This is a genomic window from Leptospira kirschneri serovar Cynopteri str. 3522 CT (assembly GCF_000243695.2).
GTDB lineage: Bacteria > Spirochaetota > Leptospiria > Leptospirales > Leptospiraceae > Leptospira > Leptospira kirschneri.
In genome coordinates, this window is sequence record NZ_AHMN02000004.1 from 687,754 (window position 1) to 706,569 (window position 18,816).

At 34.6% G+C, this 18,816-nt stretch carries 16 protein-coding genes; 5 read left to right on the plus strand and 11 right to left on the minus strand.

What is annotated here, in order from left to right:
• Positions 1 to 253 precede the first annotated feature (253 nt).
• The 8 genes from LEP1GSC049_RS221215 to rpmB all read right to left on the minus strand — a co-directional run bounded on the left by LEP1GSC049_RS221215 (position 254) and on the right by rpmB (position 10,461).
• On the minus strand, positions 254 to 2,017 hold the full coding sequence (locus LEP1GSC049_RS221215; RefSeq protein WP_004770693.1) for a phospholipase D-like domain-containing protein: 1,764 nt from the start codon (positions 2,015 to 2,017) through the stop codon (positions 254 to 256).
• Positions 2,014 to 3,414, minus strand: coding sequence for an LA_2168 family protein (locus LEP1GSC049_RS221210; RefSeq protein WP_004783308.1), 1,401 nt, complete (start codon positions 3,412 to 3,414; stop codon positions 2,014 to 2,016). The genes LEP1GSC049_RS221215 and LEP1GSC049_RS221210 overlap by 4 nt, the downstream gene beginning before the upstream one ends.
• Entirely contained in the window at positions 3,411 to 6,425 is a 3,015-nt protein-coding gene (locus tag LEP1GSC049_RS221205) for an LIC11755 family lipoprotein (RefSeq protein ID WP_025186025.1), read from the minus strand. The genes LEP1GSC049_RS221210 and LEP1GSC049_RS221205 overlap by 4 nt, the downstream gene beginning before the upstream one ends.
• 61 nt (positions 6,426 to 6,486) lie before the next feature.
• Positions 6,487 to 8,316, minus strand: a complete 1,830-nt coding sequence (gene uvrC / locus LEP1GSC049_RS221200; RefSeq protein WP_004762046.1) for an excinuclease ABC subunit UvrC — start codon at positions 8,314 to 8,316, stop codon at positions 6,487 to 6,489.
• 338 nt (positions 8,317 to 8,654) lie between these two features.
• Complete coding sequence (locus LEP1GSC049_RS221195) at positions 8,655 to 9,095, minus strand: peptide chain release factor family protein (protein WP_004770697.1); 441 nt, start codon at positions 9,093 to 9,095, stop codon at positions 8,655 to 8,657.
• A gap of 6 nt (positions 9,096 to 9,101) precedes the next feature.
• Entirely contained in the window at positions 9,102 to 9,524 is a 423-nt protein-coding gene (locus tag LEP1GSC049_RS221190; protein ID WP_004752756.1) for an acyl-CoA thioesterase, read from the minus strand.
• A gap of 6 nt (positions 9,525 to 9,530) precedes the next feature.
• On the minus strand, positions 9,531 to 10,229 hold the full coding sequence (gene nth, locus LEP1GSC049_RS0204960) for an endonuclease III (RefSeq protein ID WP_016748735.1): 699 nt from the start codon (positions 10,227 to 10,229) through the stop codon (positions 9,531 to 9,533).
• Positions 10,177 to 10,461, minus strand: a complete 285-nt coding sequence (rpmB, locus tag LEP1GSC049_RS221185) for a 50S ribosomal protein L28 (protein WP_004758804.1) — start codon at positions 10,459 to 10,461, stop codon at positions 10,177 to 10,179. The genes nth and rpmB overlap by 53 nt, the downstream gene beginning before the upstream one ends.
• Positions 10,462 to 10,605: 144 nt before the next feature.
• Between rpmB and LEP1GSC049_RS221180 the strand changes: the two genes are divergently transcribed.
• Positions 10,606 to 11,649 carry a hypothetical protein gene (locus LEP1GSC049_RS221180; RefSeq protein WP_016560451.1) on the plus strand — a complete coding sequence of 348 codons (1,044 nt, stop codon included), beginning with the start codon at positions 10,606 to 10,608 and terminating at the stop codon, positions 11,647 to 11,649.
• Positions 11,650 to 12,067: 418 nt separating this feature from the next.
• Here the strand turns inward: LEP1GSC049_RS221180 and LEP1GSC049_RS2000000228650 are convergent, their stop codons facing one another.
• Positions 12,068 to 12,316, minus strand: coding sequence for a hypothetical protein (locus LEP1GSC049_RS2000000228650; RefSeq protein WP_004431550.1), 249 nt, complete (start codon positions 12,314 to 12,316; stop codon positions 12,068 to 12,070).
• A gap of 303 nt (positions 12,317 to 12,619) precedes the next feature.
• Between LEP1GSC049_RS2000000228650 and LEP1GSC049_RS221175 the strand changes: the two genes are divergently transcribed.
• Entirely contained in the window at positions 12,620 to 13,021 is a 402-nt protein-coding gene (locus LEP1GSC049_RS221175; RefSeq protein ID WP_004752155.1) for a hypothetical protein, read from the plus strand.
• A 122-nt stretch (positions 13,022 to 13,143) separates the two neighbouring features.
• Here LEP1GSC049_RS221175 and LEP1GSC049_RS221170 read toward each other — a convergent pair whose 3' ends face one another.
• Both LEP1GSC049_RS221170 and LEP1GSC049_RS221165 read right to left on the minus strand, forming a co-directional pair.
• A complete protein-coding gene (locus LEP1GSC049_RS221170) occupies positions 13,144 to 14,259 on the minus strand; it encodes a pyridoxal phosphate-dependent aminotransferase (RefSeq protein WP_016560430.1) in 1,116 nt (371 codons plus the stop codon).
• Positions 14,259 to 14,525 carry a hypothetical protein gene (locus LEP1GSC049_RS221165; protein WP_232419415.1) on the minus strand — a complete coding sequence of 89 codons (267 nt, stop codon included), beginning with the start codon at positions 14,523 to 14,525 and terminating at the stop codon, positions 14,259 to 14,261. The genes LEP1GSC049_RS221170 and LEP1GSC049_RS221165 overlap by 1 nt, the downstream gene beginning before the upstream one ends.
• 201 nt (positions 14,526 to 14,726) lie before the next feature.
• On the opposite strand from LEP1GSC049_RS221165, the gene LEP1GSC049_RS221160 reads away from it, so the two are divergent.
• From LEP1GSC049_RS221160 to leuB, 3 genes are read left to right on the plus strand one after another with little or no spacing between them, the layout of a single operon-like run.
• The gene (locus LEP1GSC049_RS221160) at positions 14,727 to 16,490 is read left to right on the plus strand and encodes a phospho-sugar mutase (protein ID WP_004752310.1); all 1,764 of its coding nucleotides are present in this window, start codon (positions 14,727 to 14,729) and stop codon (positions 16,488 to 16,490) included.
• The gene (locus LEP1GSC049_RS221155; RefSeq protein WP_004770682.1) at positions 16,487 to 17,707 is read left to right on the plus strand and encodes an aspartate aminotransferase family protein; all 1,221 of its coding nucleotides are present in this window, start codon (positions 16,487 to 16,489) and stop codon (positions 17,705 to 17,707) included. Before LEP1GSC049_RS221160 ends, LEP1GSC049_RS221155 begins: the two co-directional genes overlap by 4 nt.
• A gap of 17 nt (positions 17,708 to 17,724) precedes the next feature.
• Positions 17,725 to 18,801 (plus strand): 3-isopropylmalate dehydrogenase, encoded by a 1,077-nt coding sequence (leuB, locus tag LEP1GSC049_RS221150; RefSeq protein WP_004762040.1) that lies wholly within the window; start codon positions 17,725 to 17,727, stop codon positions 18,799 to 18,801.
• Positions 18,802 to 18,816: the final 15 nt, after the last annotated feature.

An 18,816-nucleotide genomic window follows, 5' to 3' on the forward strand; every position in this document is an offset into this window, starting at 1 on the left:
TCTTTCCTATTTCAATTTATATTTTTATTTATTTTATATTTTGAATATGAATTCATTATAAAAAATCCATTTTCTAAAAGAAAATTTTTTACAGAAAAATTGCAGTTTCTATATCAGAGTCGTTGAAAAATTTTATAGCGAAGATTAGCAAAATTGTTTTATTACTCGTGCGCATAAAAATAGCACTCAGTTATTCTATTTAACGCGAGTTCGACGTAGACTCTATTCTTTTTTGGAAAAAACAGTCTTCTCGTTAATACCGATAACAATACGTTCCCAAATTTCTGACTTGGTTGATTGGAACTTCTTCCGCCGATAAATGCTCGTTAAACGGAAAAACACTTTCTCTAAAAGAAACTATTTCTTGGATCAATTCTGTATACTCCATGCCTTTTTTTGAATATTCATGAAAACAAAATGCGAGAAACAAAGAATCATATTCAAAAAATAAAATTCCCTCGGTAGAATTGGGAATAACCGAAATAGAATTCCCAGGAATAACAATCGGTCCGTTTCCTCTTTGATAAATAAAAATAGAATTCGGGTTTTTAAATTTTTTCAGACTTTGAGGAAATAATAAATTTCCAGATTGAATAGAATAAAATACAGGCATAAATAAATAGACAGGTTTATTTTCAAAATCCGGTGAAGAGTTTTCGATACGTTCCGGAGAAATAAACATTAAGTTTCCTTTTTTAGATCTTAGAATTCCATTTTCTCTAAAACTTCTTGTTTGAACTGGATGATTGGTTTTTCGTCCAGAAAATCCGCTACTGGAAGAACTAAAATCGGAAACTTCCTTACAAAATTCTGTCGTAGAAAAATCATATTCTAGAATAGAAGTAAAAAATGATTTTCCGGATTCTAAATAGAAAGATTCCTCTTTTGAATTGTCGGTTCTACAAATCGTTTGTTCGACCGAAATTGAATTTTCAGAATGACCGAAAAAAACGTGATTAGAAACTTCTTCCACTTGAAACGGAATCGGTCTATACGGAATCGCATTCTGTCGAATTCGTTCCCATTCTTTTGAGTAAGAATCAATCAAATACGAATCTTTTGTTTTAAAAAGAATTTCGCGATTATTATCTCTGGCGCTAATAGAAAAGTTATATGAACCTGAAATCAAAACCTGATCGTCTAATATCATCGTTTTATGATGTAATAAACCTCCTTTCCCAAAGGAATCTAAAGAAACAGTTTCTTCGTTTCCATCTCCCGCAATTTCAGAACCTGGGTTTTTAAAAACGTTCGCTAAAAATTTTCCTTCCGTATCCACGGGAGAATCATAGATACCTTTTACTTTTATACCCTTGAGATCAGCCAAAGCCAATCTGGAAGTCAAAACGGAATCAAAATGATCGAAAATCAAATATTTAATTTCGTTTTGTGAACGATCCACTTCTCTTAAAATAAGATTTTGAATCAATCTTCCTTTTGTAGGAGAAATATAAAATTCGAAAGGAGGAATGTTTAAAGAAACCAAGTTTTCTTCTAAAAAAGAATAAAAATTTTCTATTTCAGAATCAAATAGATCAAAAGAAACGTAACCGTTCAGATCATTTTCCAAACCGTACCATGTGAAATTTCCGGAACCTAAAAAAACTTTTTTCCGATCTACGATGAGTATTTTAGAATGTTGTAAACCTGATTTTTCCCATTTTCTAAACAACCCCAAACTTTTTAATTCGATAGAATATTCTTTTTCGGGATCTGCAAGTATTTGAATTGTAACCCCTCTTGCATTTGCATTTTTCAAAGCCTCTAAAATTTCTAAGTCATCAAAGGAATAAATCCAAAGATCAATTGAAAATTGGGAGTTTTCTATAAGTTTTAAAATTTTATCCTTTACATTCCTTTTTTTGAAAGTAGGAACAAAACGTCCTGGAAACGAAAAATGAGTCTCTACCTTTCGTAGTCTTCCCCATTCCAACCAAAATAAATCAGAATCATTTTGATTAGAACAAACAACCAAACAGATAAAAATTAAAACGTATAAAGAAAACTTTAGAATCATAAGACAACCCCGGAAGAAATTTGAAAAAACATTTCTTTTTTAGAATTTTCTAAATCGCTCCAGGAACCACCGAGGGAAAGTTTCCAATAGTAAAAATTGAACTTAGAATTTTCGGAAGGTGTATAAAACCAAGTTTGAATCAAAATTTCTTTGAGAAAGTCCTTTCTAAAACTGTCTCTGGAAATAGTAAACGCTCCGGAATTTCCTTTTGTATCCGAAAGAAAAAAGTAAGAGGCCATATAAAAGCGGAATCGTATTAATGATTCTTGATATTCTAAATTGATACCTGTCCAAGCGGATTGACGTTTTCCGCCCTGAATTCCGGATTGTTTTTCCAAACCTTTTTCCGTAATCCAAGCAGAAGGATAAAAATCTAGACTTTGATTTGTGCTAAACACAGGAGAAGGAGAAGAACCAATTCCTATAAAACCTAATTCTAAAACCTCTCCGTTTTCACTTATTTTATCTCTGTCCGGAATAAAACCAAAAACGTCAAACTTCCAAAAATTTCGAGAGGCGCCGAAAGAAATCAAAACAGCTTCTCCTGAAATAGGAATCATACTTGTATTTCTAATCCGATTCCAACCGGTTTTATCCTGGCCTCTGACTAAAATCCCGGATAAGAAACAATAAAACCAAACGTATTTAATTTTAAATTCAATCGTAGAATGAGTGAGATAATCCCTATCTCCGGAAGAAACGTTTTCAATATTCAAATCGTTTGTATATCTACCCCAATTTTGAAGATTCAGATATTGAAAACGGAATCCAGTTTCCAAAAACGTAAGGTCGTAACGATAAGAGACGCCGCCTCTATAACGATTTTTGAATGTGTTTAAAGCGGAGTTGTTGGTGTCGATTTCACCAAGAGGTTTTTTCGTGTTTAGAATTTCATTTTTAAGTCCGTTCTTATCGAAAATAGAATAACCGGAATAAAAATCAAACAAGTCAAAACGAACACGTCCCGATTTTCCTAAGTCCGCTTTGATAGAAATCCCATCCGTTCCATCCAACCAATCCGTAAACGAAGACGTTTTAAATTCCTCTCGAACTCTTCCAAAAATTAGAAAAACGTTATCTTTTTTAAGTTCTAAAAATAAATTTTTACCTGCAAAAAAAGAAGTTTTAGATTCGTTAGAAGCTCCTAAGTCCGCTTCTAATTGAATTTTCAAACTGGAAGTTTCCAAACTTTGATTGATTCCAACATGGAATAAAAATGAGTTCATCCTGAGTTCTTTATGGATTTTTTCTTTTTCTAATTCGGAAAGATTTCTGGTTTTTTGAATTGTTCCTAATCCCCAGCCCATCCAAGAAATTTGAGTCCAGCCTTTATTTTTTTCCGAAGAGTAAATAGGAAAAAACATTATAAAAAAGGAATATATGAAAAACCTTTTCATAAACGTTCCCTCTTTTTAATTTCATAATCAGAAATAGAATCTCCGGTTCGATTTTCTTTGAGAAGAATCAGATCGTCCGTTTCAGCGTCAATTGTAAACGGAAACGGAGAAAACTGATTCCCATAACTGTGAATATGAAATAAAACCCCTTGGATTTCCTGAAAAAGGTCTAGCCCTTCGTTTTTACCGATCCCGTTTCCGATCGTGCTCGTCTTATCGATCGTAAAAATTTTACGAAATGTAACAGAGCCCAACGGAACGGATTCATTTTTAAAATTTGGAGAAAGAACATAACCACATTCTCTGGGATTCAAAAAACGGTCTCCAAACGACCAAGTAAACGTAGAAGGATTAAAATCGCTCCAGCCGACTGGAACATTGTTTCCAAAACGAAATGAATATTCAACTAAACGATCGGAAGAAGAACTATCCCTAATTTCTAAACTACGAACGTCAACCGAATCCGAACCAAAGTTACAAATAGAAAACCATTCGTTGGTTGTTACAGAGGGATTTGGATAAATGCCCGAAATTAAAATTCCAGACGAACCTGGAATTCCTATAAGCCCTTCTCCTTCCCACGGAATCAGGTAGGTCATCGATTTTTTGAGAATATTTGTAGATTCTAAAATTCTAATAAATGATTCACTCCATAAATCTAAAAGTTGAGAAACGTTAGAACGATTTGAAAAATTCGGCTGATACGTAAACGTTTCAATGACCCCCGTTTGGTTCTGAGTAAAATTGAAACTGATCCAAGGATTTAAAAGAGAATTTAAGTTTTCTGAATATTCTTTATACAAAAATGGAAACGTTCTATTTTCAGATCCAGGGCTTGCCTCCGTACCTGCACAACTAGATTTACGTTCTAAAGGATCTGAAAGAGCGCTGTTTTTCCAAACGTTTTTACTGGACAAAGTTTTCACTTTAACCACGGATCTTCTCAATTTTTGAGAAGTGGAATTAATTCCCATAGAATCCCAAATGATCCAATCGCTCTCAGTTTTTTCATCCGTGGAAAGAAGTCTGATTTTTCCTATATTCGATAAATTGAATTCTGGAACGATCCAAGTTTCTACATTTGGAAAACAAATCAATTTACCGATGGAAAAAACATTTTTGCCTGTTTGTAAAGAAGTTAAAAAGCGATAACTTTTTGTTCCTGAAACAATTTCTAAAATTTGAGAAGAAGCAGACCCGGAATCTATTTCTATAAACCGATCAGCACTAATGGAAGAATTCCCATCATAAGAACCCATCCAAGAAATTTCTGAAACTTCCGCTACTTTGTTCCAAGAAGAATCTGAAATTTCGGTTTTTTTTCCTGGATTCATAAAATGAAAATCCACTATCTCAGAGAGAAAAGAATCAGAAGTGATTCTAGGATGTGGAACTTTCATTCCGTTACGAAATAAAATCGAAAAAATGGAACCGTCCGTTCTTTTTAAAATTGGAGTTTCTAAAAAACCACTAGAAAGAGTTTTCATTTTTTTAGAAACTCTATCCTTTAGAAAAATGGTATTTTTATATTCAAAATCCTTTAAGTCCCCTTGAGAGAATAAAATTTCTCCTTTGATAAAATCTCTTTTTCCTAGGGTAAAAATTTCACCCGGTTTTAGAGTTCTTGTATCCAACCAAATTGGAATTTCTTTCTCTCCACTTTCTAAGGATAAATAGTTTGGATTACATATATTGTTCCCAGAATATTCTAAATCTATAAACTTATGTTTGGAATTCAGCTTTCCGTCTAAAAATAGACCAGTAAGATTAGCTTCTTCGATTTGAAAATTATCTAAATTACAAAAATTTAAATCACTTTGAGAGTTTAGATCTCCTGTATCGTCAGAAAATGAAAAACCTGGATTCATACAAAATTTTTTTAAGGAATTAGAAACAAAAAAATCAGAACAGGTAGAATAAAAGTCATTCTGAGAAGAATAATATCTTTCCCCTTCTAAAAAGTTCTTTTCTGAATTCTTATAAATCTGCAGTATTTCTTTGGACTTTAAAATCAAATTTCCTTTTTTCTTTAAATCCAACCAAGAGAAGTAATTCAACTCTGAACCTGGAAGAACACTTCCGGATTCGGTTTTAAGAATCGTTTCTCCCGGAATTAGAAATTGAGTTCCAGAAAATATAGAATAAGATCCTGAAACCGTTTCTAATTCTAGATCCTGAAAACAAACCGGTTCTTTTTTAGAATTCGAAAATTCTAAAAATCTTCCCACAAAAGATTCGGTTCCGCCAAAAACTTCGCTCAAAACAGGAAGATCTATTTTACATAAATTTATAATATTCAAATTTTGTTTTTGGATTTGAGAAAAAAAATCCGTGAGAACAGACTCGTTACCCGGAATTTCTAGAACCAACGAATTTGTAGAAGTTGCAAAATCTGTAGACGAAAAAAGAATCCTAATCTTTCCTTTTGTAGCCAAAACGCTAAAACCCGTAAAAGAATTTGTAGAATGAGGTCTTAGGATCGAATTTTCAGAAAAAACGCTGACCCAATTTGTTTCTGGAAATTTTTCCTTCTTTAACATCCGATCCAATTCCTTAGAACCGGAAAGGACCGTCCAGTCCTCGTTTACATCCTCTAAAAGATCTCGGTTCAATAGAATTTTTACGTTCGCCTGTCCATAGGGAGAGAAGTCTAAAAATTCAGGCTCTAAATCAGAATTAGGATGAGTATTCCAAAAATTTATAATATTCTGTAATTCTAATTCTATATTTCCGTTTTGATCTGGAAAACAGACGGATATTCCGAAAACAAAAATCGTCCCGCCAAACAAACATACAACTCCGGGAGCGGTACGTATTTTAACGCTCGGATCTTTCCATTCTTTTAGGATTTCTTTTTGAATCTCCTGGTTGAATGTGTTTTCAGGTTCGTAGAAAAATTTGAATTCTCCTACATTTGTGATTGGAAATAAAAACGCAGAATTTCCTTTTCCACGGCAAGAATCGAGTGCAAAAAGAAGAAACGAGGCTACAAAAACGAATTTGAATTTCATGTTTCCCTCCGTCAGATACGGTTCCGGGAACATACGTTTCGTTTTGAATTTTAGAGATTTTTTATTCTTTTTTTTGAAATTGTCTTAAAATTTTTTCGGCGAGATTTTCTCCAATCCCAGGAATTGAAAGTAATTCTTCTTTTGTAGCTTCTTCGATTTTTTTTTCTCCCGAAAAATGTTTTAAAAGAAGCTTACTTCTTTTAAAACCTATATCGGGAACCTCTTGGATCAGAGAACGCATCGTTTCTTTATTTCTGCGGGATCTATGATGGCTAACTCCAAATCGATGGGCTTCGTCTCTGAGATGGCGCAGAAGTTTCATTCCGGGAGAATTCATATCAAAGATAAACGGTTCATTTTCTCCTGGAAAATAAATTTCTTCTCTTTTTTTAGCAAGGCCTACCATAGGAATTCCTTCTGCTCCCGCTTCTATAGCCGCTTCACAAGCCTTTGTCAACTGAGTTGGTCCTCCGTCTATCACGATAAGATCCGGAAACACTTCTTCTTCATTGATGATTCTTTGTAGACGTCTAGAAATTACTTCGTGAATCATCCCTGGATCGTTGATCCCTTCGTAACCTCGTATATTATACTTTCTGTATCCTTGTTTAAATGGTTTTCCTTCTACAAACATCACACCACTTGCAACTGGTTGTGAACCCTGAAAATGGCTAATGTCATAACATTCTATAATATGAGGAAGGTGTTCTAAAGAAAACATCTCTTGGATTTCTTTTAAAGATGCCGTTTGATCCTTATAATGAGTTGCGAGTAATCTTTCTGATAATCCAAGTTCAGCATTTTTTTCAGCAATTTTTAAAAGAGAACGTTTATCTCCACCTTTAGGGAATTTGATCTTGGGTCTAAATCCAGTTTTTTCCTGTAGGACGTCAATAACGGGAGCGACTTCATCTTGAATGTCTGTGGGAACAAAAATACAAGGAGGAACCAAGGAGGCATTTAAATAATAGTCCCTAAAAAAAGCTCCTAAGATTTCAGAATTTTCCGCGTCTAAAACTCCTTGGATCGGGAAGGATTTTTTAGTTTCCAATCTTCCACCTCTAACTTCCAAAAGAATCACTTGACCCTCGTCCTGTTTTCTGGCAAAACCAATTACGTCTTCATCACCTCCTTCTACGCTAACAACCGTCTGTTTTTCCCTAAAATTTTGGATTCTCTGAAGCATATCTCTATAACGCGCCGCCTTTTCAAAATCCAATCGATCGGAAGAGTTAGACATCTTGATATTTAAATCGTTTACAAGAGATTCTTTCCTACCCTCTAAAAATTGAATCACCTGATCTATTATAACTTTATAATCTTCTACTGGAATATTTCCCTGGCAAGGCCCTAGACAACGACCCATATCAAAATTTAGACACGGTCTTCTAGGTCTAGGTAAAGGTAGAACCTGTCTAGTTTTACGAACCGGAAAAATTCTCAAAATGATGTCTAATGTTTCTCTAGTAGATTTAACGTCCGAATAAGGTCCAAAATAACGATCTCCATTATCCTTTAATTTTCTAGTAATATAAACCATCGGATAAGGTTCTGACAAGGACACACAAATATAAGGATATTTTTTATCGTCTTTAAGACGAACGTTAAAACGAGGATTATGTTTTTTGATCAGAGTCGCTTCTAAAATCAAAGCTTCTTTTTCAGTTCCGGTAGCGATCCAATCTAGATCGAAAATTTCTTTTTGAAGTATTTTTGTTTTTATATCCGGATGATTTTCCTTAAGATAACTTCGAACTCTTTTGTCTAAATTTTTAGCCTTACCTACGTATAAAACTTCTCCCTTTTTAGATTTCCAAAGATAACAACCAGGAGAAGCTCCTAAATTTTTTATCTTTTCTAAAATTAAAGTATGATTTAAAATTTCAGGCATATTGTAGTTTTTTAATATAGATTAGAATTGAATTTGTAAGGCCTTAGACTTTGTAGGAACTCATACAATACGACGGTTTTTGTGGGAACACTACGATTCGTTCTAAGATTTTGAAACAACCCTGATACAATCATTTTAGAACTTGTCCTAAAACCTCAAAGAATTTTATGAGATAATTTTTTAGAAATTTTTAATAAAATGCAGTAGTTCCTACAATTAGATCGCATTTGGCAATTTACGAACTTTCAAGCAGTTCTAATGTCGTTAAATTTTCGTAGTAGTTCCACATTATGAGGTTTTGGGACAAACCCTTAATCTATCACCGGCGAATATCTTTCTTATTCGTTTTCGACCTCTTTCAATTCGACTTTAAGATTTTCATCCTCTTCTAAAGAAACGGTAGAAAAATTCTGATTTTTTCTGGAATACTTTTCTTTCTTTCGTTTAGAATCCTTTTGTTTATTACGAATCAATTTCTTTTGATCTTCACTTAAGATTCCTAGATTCTTACGATTGAAATCTTGGATTTTTTCACAAAGAATGGCTCTCGCTTTATAACGATTTAAACCCTGAGTTCTGTAAAGGGAACATTTAACTTCAATTCCGGTAGGTTTGTGTTTGAGATGAACCGCTGTTGAAACCTTATTAACGTTCTGTCCTCCTTTACCTCCACTTCTTGTAAAACTTTCCTCCAATTCGGTTTCTTTGATTTGAAGAACTTCCATGAGTTCAAGAAGTTTAGATTCTTTTTCCACAGAAACCGGAAAACGAGAAGCCATAAAAAATTACTTTAAATCCTGAAGTTCAAAATGATCTTTAAAATAAGGAAACGGTTTTCCATTTTCATCCAGACAAACATAAGTAATCTTGCAATCTATAATTTCTTTCAGTTCTTTTCTACTCTGGCTTTTACCGATGGAAGTGTTTCGAATTGTGATCGAACTATTTCCTATTTTTTCGATTTTAGAAAAAATCTGAATAATATCTCCTAACAAACCGGGGCTTTTAAATACAACGTCTGCCATACTTACGGTTACTATGTTCGAATAACGGATTTTTTCCATAACGTACATGGCACAACCTTCGTCGATCCAAGCAAGCATCTGCCCCCCGAAAAGAAAACCGTGTTGATTGAGATCTCTGGACATCACGATATGCTGAGTAGCGAGTTCCATTCCTTCCAATTTTTGATCGATAAATACTTCCATAATATTCTAAACTCCTGATATAATAGAAGACGATGGGCAATCTTTTTTTAAGATACAATCCTCGCAAAATCTACGATGCGCCTTACAACTTTTTCTTCCTAAAAATATCAAATACAAAGAAATATCTCTCCAGTATTTTTCGGGAAGAAGAAACATCAGATCCTTTTCCACTTGAACGGGATCGTTTTTAGTAGTAAGTCCTAGAACTTTTGAAAGTCTATTTACGTGAGTATCTACTACAATTCCTTCTACAAGTCCATGCACTTCCGATAAAACTACATTTGCTGTTTTACGACCAAAACCAGGAAGTGTGATCAATTCTGAAATTGTTTTTGGAATTTTACCGTCAAAGTCTTGGATCAATTTTTTGGCAAAACCCTGGATGGATTTAGCTTTATTTCTATAAAACCCAGTGGAAAAAATGAGGGTTTCAATGTTTTTTAAATTCGAATTGGCAAAGGATTCTAAGGTAGGAAAGGCTTTAAAAAGAGCGGGAGTAACTTGGTTGACTCTTTCATCTGTACATTGAGCGGATAAAATCACCGCAATAGCAAGTTCATAGTCTTTTTGAAAGTGAAGAGGTGTAGAGACTTCCCCGAATTCTTTTCTTAAAAGAGAAAAGATTCGGGAAAACCATTTTAGAAACGCAGGATCAGGCTTTTTTAGATGCCTGTTTTGTGATTCCTGCGTATTTTTTCGGAGCAAGAACACCCAAGGATCCGCCGTTATCTTTAATGGCGGCCTTAATTCCTTTTTTTCTCAGAGTTCTAAGAGCTCTGGTAGAAAGACGGACTGTAACCCAGCGGTTTTCATCTTCCAAAAAGATTCTTTTTTTGATTAGATTCACCTTCCAGGTTCTTCTTGTTTTGATATGGGAATGGGAAACATTGTTCCCAGAGACTGTGCCTCTCCCGGTTACTTCACATCTTCTGGCCATAGTAAGGACAGAATTGAGGTTCTCTTTTGCCTGTCAATCTTTCTGCCGATTTTCTGGCATTTCTGCTAAATTTTAAATGACTTTTTTCTTTTTCAGTGGAGAATCTTCCCGCTCCTAAAAAGACTGCTAAACAAACTTGTCTCGATGTCCAATATTTTTCTTACAAACTTTCAACTTCGGTTGGATCGAATTTGGAATGTCAACGTTCTCCCTTTTTTTCAAAGTAAAAGGGTCCGAATAGAACGAAAACTTCAACCGATATTAAACGAAGAATTTACTAAGGAACAAATCGTAGATCCAAGGCAGTTTCAACACCTTCTCTACGAAACCAATCTTCCTTTGGAAAACGGAACTCCTCCCTATTTTGCATCTGATATGGAAGTAGAATCGGCCTCATTTGCAGGAGGAAAAAAAAGAATTTTTATGAAACAAAAACTTCGTTCTCGTTTTCCGGGACAAACGAAGTATCAATTCTGGAAACTTCTCAGAAGTTCATTACATATTTTGAATGAACAACCTTGGAAAAAATTTTTTTCTAAAAAAAAATCTGATACAAACGATCTACAAAATTTTCCAGATCTACTAAGCGCGGCATCTCCAAATCCACATCGTTTATATCTACATTCTTTGATTTATTGGGAAGAAACGTTTCCTTGGGAAAAATGGAAATTTTCGCTTCCTCTTTTTTGGATTCCTTTTGGAGGTTCTCAAAAAATCAAACTCCGATTTATAGCTGCAAAGGCCTCTTCTTTTTCTAAACAAGAATTTTATGAAGAAACGTATTCTCCAGAAATAGCTTTTTGCGACCTTTATGCTTTAGGTTACTTAAGAGAAACCTCAGATAAAAATATAGATTTGGAAAATCCCGAATCGTATTATTTAGGTACATTCTTTCCTTCTAAATTAGAAAAAAAGGATCTTCCACTCTGGTTGAAAGAGAGGAATTTATTTACAAGTGAATTTCAATGGAAAAGTTCTCCTAAAGAACAAGTTTTTAAAATCTTAAATAAAGAAATTCGATTTAAAATCGAAACAGAAACCCAAAAATCTTTCGATTTTAAACTTATCCAAGTAGGTGGAAAAAAATTTAGTTTAAAAAGTCAGTTTTTGAACGGACTTTTTTTTCAAAGAGCAATCTTAACCTATCATCCAACTATTTTGGCAAATCGAGTTTTGAAAAGATTTTAAAGATTTATCCGTAATATCTTGATTTGTGGAAGTTAATACATTTCTAGAAGTTATCTCAAAAATATCTTAGAACAATTGAAATCGGCATTTTAAACAAAAACAAAGTATTGTCTAGATAGGTTCTAATTATTTTTAAAAGGACTTTGAATGAAAGCATTAGACATCAAACTTCATTTAAAAAATGAACTTATAAAATCTAAAAACCCAAAATAAAGTTCTACATAAAATATTAATAAATTAAAATTCCTTTTATAAAGATTTTATTAAGAATCATTCAGTAATAGAGCATTTTAATATTCCAAAAAAATACCTGGGATATGTTAATTTTAAAAAGTTTTTAGCTCATTTTAAAATAAAAAATCAGATATGTGTCTAACGTTATAAATATCAGCGATTTTATATGTAAAAACGGAAATTATCATAACAACTTATAGTATATTTTCAAAATAACATCTATCGTTTTTTGTTCCTCTAATTCATGATTTAGTAATGAACATTCTTCTAATGGTATACCTTCTAGGTATTTCGAATTTAAGAAATCGGTAATAATTTCGTCTAATTCTACCAGTTTGATTTCCACATCAAAAGGTGGTATTTTGTGTTCTATGGAAATACAATTGAATCGAAGTTGAGCGGCTTGTTCATCAAACCAAACGTAGAATATCATACGCCTGTCGAAGTAAAGCTCTAGTTGCTTTTTCCTATTCTCGATTAACCTTTCAAAAAAAACTAAAAAATCGGATACTTTGCACTCTTTAGCAATTTCAAAAGATATGCTTATTGTCAGCATATTCTCCCTTCTCTCGCTTTCAAAATCAACAATACCATTACCGACAAATATTGGTTCAGTAATCAATTTATCGAGATCTCTAAAGTATTCTGTTTTTGCTGAGTTCATTTAGTTTTAATGTGAAATATTATTCAAAAATTTTAGTTTTGACATTCTCTAAATTGGATAAAAAAATATAACATGGATTCAATTCCAAATTTTTTAACAATTAAAAGAGAAAAAATCCCTAAAGGTTTTAGTTATTCCTTGAAAACTTCCGAATTGATTGCTGCATACGATTCTGCAGAAATCAATACTGAAACGATCCTTAACTACTCTTTCAATCACCCAAACTTTAGAGTTCATTTTTGGCCCTCAACTCCAAGTATAAATCATGAACGACTTTACATCGTCACAGGGGCTGTTCCAACAGAATCAGCGCACATTGCACGGAAAATAATGAAATCCAAAATCATTCCGGAATTTATAAAATGGATCAAAAACTTACTTTTGCTTCCTGTCAATTCACCGATACGAAATCAATCTCAACTCTGGGAATTTAAAATTCCACACAAAAGCGTAAATACAAAAAAGTCTATTTAAGCTTCAAATTTTAAAACGACAACAAATATAATAGTCATACACTGCGAATGTTATACGTTTTAAATATAAAACTTCAGTTTTATAAAAGAAAAATATATTCTTATTTGAGAATATTCGATTTATCATAAAATTAAACTTTTCCATCTTTCCATTCCGGCTTGAAAACGTTCGTTCGTTTCTCCAAAACCGATACGAATCCAACCCTCACATTCAAAATCGCGTCCAGGAAGTACAAAAACTCCACACTGATCCAATAAAATATCCGCATAACGGGAGGAGTCGATACCTTTCGAAAGTTTTAAAAAGGAAACAATTCCTCCTCCTGGTTTTGTAAAATATTCCAAACCGGGAAGTTGTTTCCAAATACTTTCAAAAAATAGAATATTCTTTAAAATAGATGTTTTGATGGGATCAACTAAACTTGTTCTATTTCGTAAAATTTTCAGAGTCAAAAATTCAGAAATTGGCGAAACCGTATGAGTTAAATAATCCTTGAAAGATCTAGCCCTTTCAATCAGTTCTTTGGGACCGGTCATCCAGCCAATTCTAAGTCCCATCACTCCAAAACATTTTGTGATCGATCCAGTGCTTACCGTATGTTCCGTAAGTCCGGCGCCAGTCCAACCGAGATCATTTTGAAAATCTAAAAATCGATAGTGTTCATCAAAAAGAATCCAACCTTTATGTAAATGTGCCGCTTGTTGGATCGTTTCAATTGAACTTTTATCCAGAGACAAACCACTCGGATTGTGTGGATGATTGAAAACTACTAAATTCTTTCCTCTTTGGAACAATTCACGGATCAAATTTACCGATAATGAGGATTTTAAATTTTTATCTAAATCCTCCAGTAAAGAAACCGCTTCCAACCGAGCGCCTATCATCTTAGGTATTTCGTATAACGCTTGAAATGCGGGAGAAAAATAAGAAACAACACAATCTTTTTGACAAAGAATATGAAACAAAATATAAAGCGCTTCTCCGGTTCCGGTCGTAACTAAGATTCGATCCGCATCTAACCCTGGATAAAGTTTTGCGATTTCATTCCTAAGAGTAAAATCTCCTCGATTGGGAGAATCCTCCAAAGAAATAGAATTCAAAACGTCAACGGAAAGATTTAAATTAGAGAGTAATTCGCCTAACGTGATATTTCGAATTCCACTTTCTCCTAAATTACAAGGAGCAATTTTTCTATATTTTTCAAGTCTCTCTTCAATCCAAAATTCACTTGGTTCCATTAGGATACAATGATAAGAATGGCTCCTACTAAAAGAAATAGAATTGCAAAAAATCCAAAAGAAATCTGAATCCAAAAATGAATCCGTAAACTACGAAGACCGATTTGTAAAAAATCCAAATCCTCTCCTTTTGTATCTGTGATTCTTTGAAAAGAAATCCCAGCGCTATAACTCCAAATTCCAGCCAGTAAAAATAAAATCGCTGGAACCAAAAACAAAACCAATTTGCCGGTTTCAATAGAAACAAACGCAGAAAAAAAAGTCACTCCGGAAAGACTAAAAAAAGAAAATGACGCAAGTTTTAGAACTCTACTCAATCTCAAAAATTCTCTGTTTTCGTCCTGGCCAAATTCGTAAGATTCCATACTTCTAAGATCGGCTAAAATTAAGGTTGAACCTCAAAAGAAAGCCAATTTTTATGAATTTTAATCCTCTTAAAATATTAAATCGGAATTCTTTTCAATTTTATGAATCATCTCAAATCCTTTATTCATCCTTGGACTCAGGAACCTTTTCCAAATACAGTTCGCAAAGAAGCCAATCTTGCACTTGAAAAATTTTCAAGAGGAGAATCCGGTCCAGACGTAGAAGCATTTTCAATTCCTCTCGAATTTGGAACCGGAGGAATGCGTGGAAAATTAGGCAACGGAATCGGAAGGATGAACGAATTTACTGTTGGTCGTGCAGCACTTGGATTTGTAAGTTATCTTTCTAAAAAAAACAAAAAGGCTTCTATCGTAATCGCCTACGATTCCAGAAGAAGATCCAAAGAATTTGCAGAAGTCACCGCAGGGATTGCGGCTTACTTAGGAGTCAAAGTCATTCTATTTAAAGAAGTAACTCCTACACCTATTCTTTCTTATGCGATTCGTTACTACAAAGCAAGCGGAGGTGTTGTCATCACCGCCTCTCACAATCCTCCAGAGTATAACGGTTTTAAAGCATATCTTTCAGATGGAGGTCAGCTTGTTCCTCCAGATGATCAAAAAATTATTTCTAAAATAGAATCTATCATCGATTGGAAACAAATTCCCATTCTTTCTACAAAAGATCCGATTTACAAAAAAATGGTAAAATTTGCCGGAAAGGATTGTTTTACTTCTTACAAAAAAGATCTTTCTAAAGCTGGAATTATTTCCGCTTCTCTAAAACCAAAAGACAGAGCAGAGATAAAAATCGTCTACTCTCCGTTACACGGAACTGGCGGAAAAAGCATGCAAGAACTCTTAAATAGTTTCGGATATAAGAACGTATTTTTAGTTCCAGAACAAAAAGATCCCAACGGAGAATTTCCTACGGTTAAATACCCAAACCCAGAAGAAGCGGAAGCAATGGAACTTTCTAAAAAGTTCGCAATCCAAAAAAATGCGGACGCTTTTATCGCAACCGATCCAGACGCAGATAGACTTGGAATCGGAGTCAAAAACAAAAACGGAGAATACGTTTTATTCAACGGAAATCAGATCGGTTCCATAATGGCCGCTTATTTATGCGAAGCTTATTCCACAGGTAAAAAAAAGAAAAAGGCAGTTTTAGTAAAAACGATCGTTACTACAGATTTACAAGAGAACATCGCTAAAAAGAACAAAGTAAAATATAAAAACGTATTAACCGGATTTAAATTCATTGCTCAAGTAATGTCAAAAATTGATCAAAGTAAAACAGATTTTTTCTTATTCGGAGGAGAGGAATCTTTTGGTTATCTTCCAGTTTCTTTTGTGAGGGATAAGGATTCACTTTCTTCCGCTTTGTTACTTTTAGAAATTCTTACGGAAAAAAAAGATCTTTTCAATTACATGGACGAGATTTATCTCAAATACGGTCTTTTTCAAGAAAGTCTCAAATCTCTGACTTTAGAAGGAAGCGCCGGTAAAGAAAAAATCCGTAAATCTTTGGAATCCCTGAGAACCCTAGATTTGTTAGGAAAAAAAATTCACCAAAGAAAAATTACCGGGATTCTCGATTATAAAACCAAAGTCGCCAAAGGAAACGCTTCTAAATCCGCGTTTGTTGGTTGTCCTTCCTCGGACGTGATTCAAGTTATTTTAGAAGGAAACGCAAAACTCACAATCCGGCCTTCCGGAACGGAACCTAAGATTAAAATTTATTCTTCTTTTCAAAGTTTAAAAACTCCTAAGTCCAAAGAAGAAATCAAAACACTTACCGAAGATCTTCTTTCCGAAATCAAAACTTCAGAAGAAATATTTTTACAACTGGCGGAACTTGCATGAACGACGCAGACATCCATAAAGAACTCTTTCAACATACAAAAGAATTAGCAGATCATTATCTACTCAATACTTACACAAGATACGACGTGGCTTTCCGTTACGGAGTTAACGAACTTCTATTCGATTTTGATAATAAACAATATATTGACTTTCACTGCGGAGTTGCAGTTACAAACCTAGGGCACGCAGATCCTGACATCATAGAAGTGGTTCGTTCCCAAGCGGACAAACTATTTCACACTTCTAATCTATTTTATTCTGAAGAAGCGGCAAAACTTGCAGAACTTCTCATATTAAATTCTTTTCCTGGAAAAGTGTTCTTAACCAATTCAGGAACCGAAGCGATTGAAGGAGCATTTAAACTCGCAAGAAAATACGCATATTCAAAAAGCATCATAGATCCAATCATACTTTCCTTAGAAAAAAGTTTTCATGGAAGATCCGTTTCGGGTATGAGTTTGACCGGACAAGATAAAATCAGAAAAGGTTACGGAGAACTTTTAAAAGGAATCGAGTTTATAGAACCGAACAACGATGAAGCTCTTGTAGCAGCATTTGAAAGATACCAAGGAAGAATCGTAGCCTTAATCGAAGAACCCATCTTAGGTGAAAGTGGAATTATACCTTTATCTAGAAATTTCCTTACACTTTCCAGAGAATTGACAGAAGAAAACGAAGCTCTTCTAATCTTCGACGAAATCCAAACCGGAATGGGTAGAACTGGAACGTTATTTGCCTTTGAAACGATGGGGTTTAGCCCAGACGCAATGACACTTGCTAAAGGGCTCGGGTCAGGATTTCCAATTGGAGCCCTAGTTGTAGGAGAAAAATATCAGGACTTATTTACCCAAGGATCTCATGGTTCTACGTTCGGAGGAAATCATCTCGCGGCTGCAGTCGCTTATGAAACGATTCGTATCATTCAAACCAGGGAAATTCTAAACAACGTAAACGTTTGCTCCGATATTGCTTTTACGAGACTGGGAGAAATGCGGGAAAAATATCCAGTGATCTCAGAAGTGAGAGGAAAAGGACTTCATATCGGACTTGAATTAAAAGTTCCTTCCAGACCGATCTCGGAAGCCTGTTTGTCCGCAGGGCTCGTAGTCAATGCAACGGCGGATAACGTAGTTCGGATTATGCCCCCACTTACAATTTCGACGGACTTTTTAAATCAAGGATTAGACATCTTAGAATCAGTACTCAAACAAAACTAAAAGGATCTAAAAAAAGAATGAAGAATGTAGCAGTACTTTCCGGAGACGGAATCGGACCGGAAGTCATGGAGGTAGCCATCTCCGTTTTGAAAAAGGCTCTCGGTACAAAAGTTTCCGAATTTCAATTTAAAGAAGGATTTGTAGGTGGAATCGCAATCGATAAAACCGGACATCCTCTTCCACCGGAAACTCTCAAACTATGCGAAGAATCTTCCGCAATTCTTTTCGGAAGTGTGGGAGGTCCTAAATGGGAAACACTCCCTCCGGAAAAACAACCGGAACGAGGAGCACTTCTACCTTTGAGAAAACATTTTGATTTATTTGCAAACTTAAGACCTGCGATCATTTATCCAGAATTGAAAAATGCTTCTCCGGTTCGTTCTGATATTATCGGAAACGGATTAGATATTCTCATATTAAGAGAGTTAACCGGAGGAATTTATTTTGGACAACCCAAAGGAAGAGAAGGATCGGGGCAGGAAGAATTTGCATACGACACGATGAAGTATTCCAGAAGAGAAATCGAAAGGATTGCTAGAGTAGCATTCCAAGCGGCTAGAAAAAGAAATAATAAAGTGACTAGTATCGATAAAGCAAACGTCTTGACTACTTCCGTTTTTTGGAAGGAAGTTGTAATCGAATTGCATAAGAAAGAATTTTCAGACGTCCAATTGAATCATCTTTATGTGGACAATGCGGCGATGCAACTGATCGTAAATCCGAAACAATTCGACGTGGTTCTTTGTGAGAATATGTTTGGTGATATTCTTTCAGACGAGGCTTCCATCATTACAGGTTCAATCGGAATGCTTCCTTCAGCTTCTCTTTCCGAATCTGGATTTGGATTGTATGAACCTTCGGGTGGTTCTGCGCCAGACATAGCCGGAAAAGGAGTGGCAAATCCGATCGCTCAAGTATTGAGTGCGGCGTTGATGTTACGTTATTCTTTTTCTATGGAAGAAGAAGCAAACAAGATAGAGACCGCCGTGCGTAAAACGATTGCCTCCGGAAAAAGAACCAGAGACATAGCGGAAGTAGGATCTACGATCGTAGGAACCAAAGAAATCGGTCAATTGATCGAATCCTTTCTCTAAAAGAGGTAAAAAAAA